This is a genomic window from Deinococcus arboris (genome assembly GCF_009755355.1).
GTDB classification, from domain to species: Bacteria; Deinococcota; Deinococci; order Deinococcales; family Deinococcaceae; genus Deinococcus; species Deinococcus betulae.
The window spans coordinates 80,075-87,624 of sequence record NZ_WQLB01000018.1 but is presented as its reverse complement, the minus strand read 5'-3'; the positions used below and the strand labels follow the sequence as shown (position 1 = coordinate 87,624).

The 7,550-nt window shown below is 62.4% G+C and carries 4 protein-coding genes; all 4 read left to right on the top strand.

Annotated features, from left to right (window positions below):
* Positions 1-148: 148 nt before the first annotated feature.
* The 4 genes from tgt (at position 149) to GO986_RS13555 (ending at position 7,323) form a co-directional block, all read left to right on the top strand.
* Positions 149-1,303: a tRNA guanosine(34) transglycosylase Tgt gene (gene tgt, locus GO986_RS13570; protein ID WP_198170683.1), complete on the top strand. Its 1,155-nt coding sequence runs from the start codon at positions 149-151 to the stop codon at positions 1,301-1,303.
* A gap of 308 nt (positions 1,304-1,611) precedes the next feature.
* Complete coding sequence (locus GO986_RS13565) at positions 1,612-4,959, top strand: S-layer homology domain-containing protein (protein WP_157459828.1); 3,348 nt, start codon at positions 1,612-1,614, stop codon at positions 4,957-4,959.
* Between the two features lie 92 nt (positions 4,960-5,051).
* On the top strand, positions 5,052-5,996 hold the full coding sequence (locus GO986_RS13560) for a manganese-dependent inorganic pyrophosphatase (RefSeq protein WP_157459827.1): 945 nt from the start codon (positions 5,052-5,054) through the stop codon (positions 5,994-5,996).
* Between the two features lie 55 nt (positions 5,997-6,051).
* On the top strand, positions 6,052-7,323 hold the full coding sequence (locus tag GO986_RS13555; protein WP_232337788.1) for a bifunctional folylpolyglutamate synthase/dihydrofolate synthase: 1,272 nt from the start codon (positions 6,052-6,054) through the stop codon (positions 7,321-7,323).
* The last annotated feature ends 227 nt before the right edge of the window (positions 7,324-7,550 follow it).

Here is a 7,550-nt window from a genome sequence, read left to right as displayed (position 1 = left end):
GTGCTGGTGGTTAACACGGCCTCGTACGCCTCTGTATACCCGGCCTGCAACCAATGCGAGAGTACGACATTGGGCTATCTTAGAGATCAAGAGAGATCAAGCTGGTAGCGGGGCGCCTGTCTTGAGCAAATCGGGCACAATGCCGGGCATGTTTGAGTTTCAGATTCAGGCGCGCGACGGCCGGGCACGGGTAGCGCAGTTCCATACGCCGCGCGGCGCCGTGACCACGCCGATGTTCATGCCTGTTGGAACCCAGGGCACGGTGAAAGGCATCAGCCCGCAGGAACTGCTCGACATTGGGTCGCAGATGATTCTGGGAAATACCTACCACCTGATGCTCAGGCCCGGCGAGGCCCTGGTCCAGGCACACGGGGGCCTGCCCGGCTTCACGGCTTATCCTGGGCCCTTCCTCACAGATTCTGGCGGTTTTCAGGTCATGAGCCTGGGCCACATGCGCAAAATTACTGAGGAAGGGGTCACCTTTAAAAGCCATATTGATGGCAGTGCCGTTCAGCTGACTCCTGAGCGGAGTGTGGCCGTTCAGGAGGCTCTGGGCGCCGATATCATCATGGCTTTTGACGAGTGTCCACCATATCCAGCGGAACGCGACTACATTCAGCGCAGCTTAGAGCGCACTGAGCGCTGGCTGGCACGCTGCCTGAAGGCCAAGACCAGGCCGGAGCAGGCCCTGTTTGCCATCGTTCAAGGGGGCGTCCATCAGGACCTACGGGAGCAAAGTTTAGAGCTGACGCTACCCTACGACACGCCTGGGTTCGCCCTGGGTGGTCTGGCCGTGGGCGAGCCGAAAGAAGAGATGTATCCAGCGGTGGCTTTTACAGCAGACCGGCTGCCAGCCCACAAGCCCCGTTACCTGATGGGTGTAGGCCACCCTGAGGATCTGGTGGCCGGCATTGCGCTTGGTGTGGACATGTTTGATTGTGTGTACCCCACCCGGACGGGCCGCTTTGGCTACGCGCTGACGGACGACGGGCGGCTGAATCTGAACGCCAGCGCCCCCCGGCAGCAACTGATGCCCCTTGACAGTGAGTGTGACTGCTATGCGTGCCGGCAGTACACCCGTGCCTATCTGGCCCATCTGGTGCGTGCCGAGGAGATGCTGGGGCCAAGAATGCTGTCTCTGCATAACCTGCGCTACCTGCACCGCCTGGTCGAGCGAGCGCGAGTCGCAATTGAAGCCGGAGAGTTTCACAGCTGGGCAACGGGCTGGGCCGAACGCTACTTCAAAGGGCAAATTCCCGCCTGGTTTCAGAAGACTTTGAGTCTCAACGCTCACGAAGCCTGAAGTTCCTCAGTGCTCCAAGAGCCAGGAAGGCGTCAGTTGCCCTTCATCACTTCGTCAGAAAAAGGCCAAATGGCCTAAAATGACGCTTTTATGTCTCTCTCAGGGTTGACCACCTCTCTTTCATGCTTGTATCATCCGCCTGATCTGACTTTTCTGAACCGACAGGCGAAGAATGTCAGGTTGCGCGGAGGAAGTGCGGAGCGCGGCGATTGTTTCTTGGGAGAGGAAACCCGGCAACTCGCCCCACCGTCGTCTTCAGAGCCGTCAGCCACGTGCTGCCAACGCGCGACGACCTTTTGGGGGTTCATATGAAGAAAAGCCTGCTCGTTCTCACCGCTGCGCTGTCCTTTGGCGTTGCCGCTGCGCAGACCACTGCGCCTGCGAGCGCGCCCCAGGTGCCCGCACTGACCGACGTTCCCGCCGGTCACTGGGCCAAGGACGCCATTGACCGTCTGGTTAGCACCGGCATCATCCTGGGCTACCCCGATGGCACCTTCCGCGGCACGCAGAACCTGACCCGCTACGAAGCGGCCGTCATCATCGCGCGCCTGCTGGACCAGGTCCGCACTGGCGACGTTGCTCCTAGCGACCTGGACCCCGAGACCCTGACCGCGCTGCAGAACGCGATTCAGGAACTCGCCGCTGACCTGGCTGCCCTTGGCGTGCGCGTCAGCGACCTGGAAGAGAACGCCGTCAGCCGTGACGACTTCGCCCGCCTCGAAGAGCGCGTCGAAATGGTGGCTGCGGCCACCGGCGATGCCGACGCCCTGGCCGGTATCACCGCCCAGATCGAAGAGCTGACCGCCCGCGCCGACGAGTACGACACCTTGCGCGCCGATGTGGACGACAACGCCAGCTCGATCGCCGCCCTGAACGACCTGACCGTGTTGCTGAACCAGGACATCCTGAACCTGCAAGACCGCGTCAGCGCTGTGGAAGCCGCCCAAGCCGACCTCGTGGCCCGCGCCGACTTCGACAACCTGGCTGGCCGTGTGGGCGTCGTGGAAACCAAGGTCACGAACCTGGACAACCGCGTGGCTCAGCTGGAACGTTATGCCTTCACCATCAAGCCCAGCCTGGCTGCCACCTACTACGTGGCCCGCGCCAGCCGCAACATGGATTTTGATCGTCTGATTCCCGGTACCGTCTTTAGCACGGGCACCGACGATAACACCAACACCAACGACACAGCGGTGGACTGGGCCGACCTGACGGGTGGTGACGTTCTAGTAACCAGTGGTCAGATCACGCCGACCTCAACTCCTCTGGACCGCCAGCGTGCGGCGGCTAGTTTCTACGGCTTCAGCACGACCGTGGATTCGGTTGATGCTGCTGGTAGGCCGATTATCGTCACTCCTCCGGTCAATGTTGAAGGTCGCACGACCCTTTCCTTTGGCATCACTTTCAATACACCTGGTGGTGCCATCAATACCAGCCGCAGCGACATCCGTGGTGCCTTCGTGCCCGGCCCTGGCAGCTTGAACGTGAACTCAGTGGACGTGACCTTCGGTATTACCGCTGGTCTGCCCTCCTCAACTGGCATCACGGCCGGTGAGTACGCCAACTACCCTGATGTCACTGATACGGCTACCAGCATCACTTACCGTCCCCTGTTCTTCTACTTCCGCAACGCCACTGCCAACTTCACTGTAGGCAATGCGCCCATCACTGTGACCTTCGGTAAGAACCTGAAGTTCAAGTTCGCTGACTACATTGGCGACAACGACTACGCTGGGCGCGGCGACGGCTTTATCGTGAACGTTGACGGCAGCACCCTGCCTGTGATTGGTGCCTTTAAGCCCACCATCCAGACGGTGTACGGCAGCCGTGGCCAGAACACTGCTGTTGGCGGCGCTAATGGTGATAACAGGTACTACCGTGGCGTGCGCGCGACCATTACCCCCGTTGGTACGCTGAAAGCTGGTATCCACTACCTGCAAGAAGGTGCGGATGCCTTTGGTGAGGCTGCCGCTGCATATGCGGCGACGGACAGGGCCGCTGTCGGTACGACGACGCCTGCTTATACGGGTGTCAACACCCCCATTACTGCCGATGTCACCACGTTTGGTGCTGACCTGCATGGCACTGTTGGTGGCTGGCAGCTGGACAGCGAGTACGCCACCAGCCGCGTGACGACGGCAACCTACACGCGCGTGGCTGGTGCAGCCCCCACCCGGACTGCCACTACCACCACCGAGAACGCCTTCTACGTCAAGACCTCGGGCAACATTGGCACTATTGCTAAGGTGTACAACCTGAACTTCCGTACGATTAGTGCGGGATACAACGCAACGGCTGGCATCATGGAAGCCAACCCAACTGAAACATACAGCACCGCGCCTTACGCGGCGGACCAGACCGGCTTTGGTGTCAAGATTGGCACGACGCTTGGTCCTGTGGCTGTAGGCGGGTACTGGGACAGCCAGGTGGGTTACGGCAAGAGCCTAGGCGCTACGACCACAGAGCCAACGGCTATCGTTGACCGCGGCGTTACTGCAAAGGTCAATCTGCTGAACCTGGTGACGGTACGTGGCGGTTACTACGAGTACCTCAAGCAACCCAATGCCTATGACCGTGTGAACGGTGTTGATGGCAACGGCGTGCGCTACAACGTCCGCGCTGACCTAACCCCCGGCCTGGGGATCACCTTGGGCGCGTACTACCGTGACCTGCGCCTGGGTAACTCCAAGAACCAGAGCGACAGCGGGCTGTTCCGCAATAGCCTGTACAACAGCTACTACACTTTGACCAGCAATGAGCTGACGGACCAGGATGGCTGTGGCGACCAGCACCCCGGAATCCGCAGCACCGACGTGGACGGTGTGGGCCGCGCGCTGACCTTTACCCAGAACAGCTTCACTGACCCTGTTTGCTACAGCGAGTACGGTGTAGAACTGGCTCACAGTGGTAAGGACGCCGCAGCCTTGATCAAGAACCTGGACGTACGCCTGGGCTACGCCTCGCGTTACCGCAACACTACCCTTTCTTACAGCAACAGCTTCTTCTACGGCGACGCGCTTTACAGCACTAAGCTCGGCGTTGCTCAGGTGGACCTGAAAGCTGGTTTCAGCAACGATACTTACAGCAATGCCGAGCGCAACACTCAGGGCAACACAGCGGCTAACAGCACGGCAGTCGCTGCTGGTGTGAAAGTGGTTACGGACCCCCTGAACACTATTTTCCGCCCCAGCTTTGAAGGTCAGGTGGGCTACTACAGCCGCAGCTACGACTACGGGGAATACTTGGCGACTGGCGCCACTACGCCTACGGCGAACGGCACTGATTTCCAGGCTACGGGTCTACGCTACCTGGCTGGCGTAAAGTTCAATGACTTCCTGCTGCCCAACACCAAGCTGGCTGTGTACTACGCTGGCTATCAGGCCAAGAACCGTGCGTACATCCCCTTTACCGGTCTAATTGACGCTGGCACCGCTGTGGCGGGCCGCTTCACCGACCAGTACAACAACAACGAGACCGTCAGCCAAGACCTGCTGTACGTCGAAGGCAACTACTACGACCTGTCCTTCGGCTACGGCGTGGGCAACCTGCGTCTGCGCAACAGCGCTGGCCAGCTCGTGACCCCCACCGGCGCTGGCGCGGCTATCGCCGACGGCCGTGGCCAGGTCTTCAAGATCAGCTACAAGGTCAACTTCTAAACTTCCTTTTCTAAAGACCCCCGCCGTGTGCGGGGGTTTTTCTGTTGTGCTGTCGGCGCGGCGCTGGAGCGTCAACCCGTTACACTTCCCCTATGCTTGCTGTCTTTGGTCATCTCAACCCCGATACCGACGCCATTACCGCCGCCCTGGTGTATGCGCGACTGCTGACACGTCAAGATATAGAAGCCCAGGCGTACCGTCTGGGTGATCTGAATTTTGAAACGGCGTTTGTGCTGCGGGAAGCGGGCGTGGAAGCGCCACCTCTATTGGAGACCCTGCCGTCAGGCACGGCGGTGGCGCTGGTGGACCACAACGAGAGTGCTCAGTCACTGCCCAATCTGTCTGAGCTCACCGTGACGCGCGTGGTGGACCACCACAAGCTGGGTGACCTGAGCACTGCACAGCCGCCGTACTTGCGGTTTGAGCCGGTCGGCTCGACTGGGACCATCCTCCTGAAGTTGTTTCGGGAGGCCGGACTGGCTGTGGAGCCTCTGGAGGCCCGGCTGATGCTCAGCGCCATCTTGAGTGACACCCTGCACTTCCGCAGCCCAACCACGACCGCTGATGACCAGGAGGCGGTGGCGTTCCTGGCGCCTGTGGCCGGCATTGAGGACGTGACGGCCTACGCCCTGGCCATGTTCGCCGCCAAGAGCGACTTGGGCGATACCCCAGCCGAGACCCTGCTGCGCATGGATTACAAGGTCTTTCCCTTCGGAGAGGTCACGGCGCCGCAGCAGTGGGGTCTGGGCGTCATTGAAACCACCAATCCTGGATACGTGTTTGGGCGGCAGGCCGAGCTGCTGGCAGCGATGGACGCCGTGAAGGCCGAGGACCGCCTAAATGGCGTGTTGCTGAGCGTTGTGGACATCCTGAACGAGACCAACCGCACGCTGGTCCTGAGTGCCACTGAGGACAAGGTGCTGCGCGAGGTCTTCGGGGCGGCCGTGTCTGGGCAGGTGGCCGACCTGGGGGCGCGGATCAGCCGTAAAAAGCAGCTGGTGCCGGCCCTCGAAACGTATTTCACCCCTCAGAATTGAAGAAAGATGGGCAGGGCCGGGCACAGCAGCCTGGCCCTTCTTCTATGCTGGGGAGATGACATTGGGCGCCGGTGGGCCGGCAGACGTGGAGTGGCTGTTTTCACGACAACGCTTTGGCATGACTCCGGGTCTGGGCCGGGTCCAAGCACTCCTGGGACGCCTGGGGTCACTGGAGAGGCAGTTTCAGACTGTGCTGGTGGGAGGAACCAACGGCAAAGGCTCGACCGCCGCGACTTTGGCCGCCATGCTGAATACTGGCGGGCAGCGCACAGGACTGTTCACCAGCCCCCACCTCACGCGCTTCACCGAACGGTTTGTCGTTGACGGTCAGGAGCTGTGCGAGCCGACGGTTGCGGCGGCGCTGGCCCGCGTGCGCCCCGCTGCGGAAACCGAGGAGGCCTCGTTTTTCGAGATCGTCACGGCCCTGGGCGTTCTGCTGTTTGCCGAGGCCGGTGTCGAGATGGCGGTTATGGAAGTGGGCCTGGGCGGGCGACTGGACGCCACCAATGCCCTCTCGCCGGTCCTGAGTGTGATTACCAATGTGGCGCTGGACCATACTGCTGTGCTGGGCGGGTCCCTGACGGCCATCGCCACCGAGAAGGCCGGCATTCTGCGGGCGGGGCAGCCCGCAGTCACGGGGGTGGCCTCTGACCTCTTGCCCCTGCTGCGTGCCCAGGGAGCCGACCTGTGGGCGCTGGGCCAGGAGGCTCGTCTTCAGACCGAGTTGCGTGGCTGGGCCGGCGCGGCGCTTGAGCTGGACAGTCCAGCGGGCGCGCTCGCCCTGCACACGCCGCTGCTGGGGGAACACGGCGCGCGCAACGCCGCCCTGGCCGCGCTGGCGGCGAAGAGGCTGGGGCTCCCGGCAGAGGCCATCCAGCGCGGCGCCGCCCAGACCCGCTGGCCGGGGCGCATGGAGGTGCTGCCCTGGGCGGGGGGACGGGTCATGCTGGACGGCGCCCATAACCCAGACGGCGCGCAGGCCCTGGTGCAGGCCCTGGGGGCGCTGGGAGTGGGCCCGCTGCCGCTGGTGTTCGGTGCCGCCGAGGACAAGGACCTGACTGGCGTGGCGGAGGCGCTGCGGCCACTCGCGTCTCAGGTCATCCTGACGCGCGCGGCCCTGAGTCCCCGCGCCGCCGACCCGGAGAGGTTGCGGCGTCTGTTCCCCGGTGTACCAGTAACCGTGACCCGGTCGCCCGCCGAGGCGCTGGAGGCGCTGCGCGGCCTGACCGCCGACCTGGCGCTCGTCTGCGGCAGCCTCTATCTGCTGGGCGAGGTTCGGCCGCTGCTGCTGAACGAGGCCAGCGAAGGCCACGAGCGCTGGCAGTAAGTCAGAGCGGGGCGGGTGCCGGGCGAGAGGGGTTCACTGACAAGGGGCAGCTTGATGATGGAGAAGTGTTGAACTCGGAGGAGCCCCTTTGCACAGTCGTTTGTCGCCGTTCGTCCTGGTACATCTCGGACTTGTTGCTGCGAGGAGATGAAGGGCGTCAGAGCTCCTGATGCCGGACCCTCAAGCACGGCTCTAAGCGGTCTGGCGGAGCGGTGCTGGGCGGCGGT

Bases quoted from the DNA above. Each gene is read 5' to 3' on its own strand.
- tgt (WP_198170683.1), top strand. From the start codon at position 149: ATGTTTGAGTTTCAGATTCAGGCGCGCGACGGCCGGGCACGGGTAGCG.
- GO986_RS13565 (WP_157459828.1), top strand. From the start codon at position 1,612: ATGAAGAAAAGCCTGCTCGTTCTCACCGCTGCGCTGTCCTTTGGCGTT.
- GO986_RS13560 (WP_157459827.1), top strand. From the start codon at position 5,052: ATGCTTGCTGTCTTTGGTCATCTCAACCCCGATACCGACGCCATTACC.
- GO986_RS13555 (WP_232337788.1), top strand. From the start codon at position 6,052: ATGACATTGGGCGCCGGTGGGCCGGCAGACGTGGAGTGGCTGTTTTCA.